The following is a 1,084-nucleotide window of genomic DNA, read 5'->3' on the forward strand; positions in this document are numbered from 1 at the left end:
CTAAAATCAAAAAACATCTTATAATAGTAGTTATGAAACTTACAAACGAAGAAACACAAAAAATTGAACAACTCCTAAGAGATTCATCGTACGCCAAATATCACAAACGTCTACAGATTATTTATTTTCGCTCAAAAGAAAAGAGTTATAAGGAAATCATGGATTTGCTAGATTGCAATAAAACAACTGTTTGGAGGAATTTGAAAAAATATAAGGAGTTTGGTTTAGAAGCGCTTCTTCAAGAGACCCGTGGTGGACGTCATAGAGAATATATGACTTACGAAGAAGAACAAGCATTTCTAAAACGTCATATAGAAACTGCTCAGGCTGGGGAATTTGTAACTGTCAATCAGTTATTTGAAGCCTATCAAAAAGAGATTGGTCGCACTTCCACACGTGATGGTTTCTATTATCTCCTGAAACGACATGGTTGGCGAACGGTCACTCCTCGACCTGAGCATCCCAAGAAGGCAGACGCTCAGACAATTGAGACGTCTAAAAATAAAATCTACATTCGAGACCTTGAGTAAGCGCTTTAAAGAAGAGGGGACTTATAACAAAGTACGTTTGATGTACCAAGATGAAGCTGGTTTCGGAAGAATCAGTAAGATGAGTTCTTGTTGGGCTCCTCAAGGAATCCGACCTAGCATTCCTAGTCATTATATGCGAGAATATCGCTATTGTTATGGGGCAGTAGATGCTCAGACAGGAGATTCCTTTTTCCTCATTGCTGGAGGATGCAATACTGAGTGGACCAATGAATTTCTACGGCAAGTCTCACAAGCTTATCCAGATGACTATATTTTACTTGTCATGGATAATGCTATATGGCATAAATCAAGTACCTTAGAGATTCCAAGTAATATTGAGTTGGCTTTTATCCCACCTTATACACCAGAAATGAACCCTATTGAACAAGTCTGGAAAGAAATTCGAAAACGAGGTTTCAAAAACAAGGCTTTCCAAACATTGGAAGCCGTCATTGATAAGCTTCAAGAAGTTATTCAAGGACTGGAAAAAAGCGTTTTAAAGTCCACTGTCAGCAGACAATGGACAAGGTTGCTTTTTGAAAATGATTGAGTAT

At 38.0% G+C, this 1,084-nt stretch carries 1 protein-coding gene; it reads left to right on the forward strand.

What is annotated here, in order from left to right; translation table 11 throughout:
* Window positions 1-32 precede the first annotated feature (32 nt).
* A protein-coding gene (locus HT723_RS00080; protein ID WP_100104145.1) for an IS630 family transposase occupies window positions 33-1,080 on the forward strand; the annotation gives its coding sequence in 2 pieces (ribosomal slippage) (window positions 33-517 and window positions 516-1,080; 1,050 coding nt in all).
* Window positions 1,081-1,084: the final 4 nt, after the last annotated feature.

The organism is Streptococcus sp. 2106 (assembly GCF_013277315.1).
Taxonomy (GTDB): domain Bacteria; phylum Bacillota; class Bacilli; order Lactobacillales; family Streptococcaceae; genus Streptococcus; species Streptococcus pseudopneumoniae.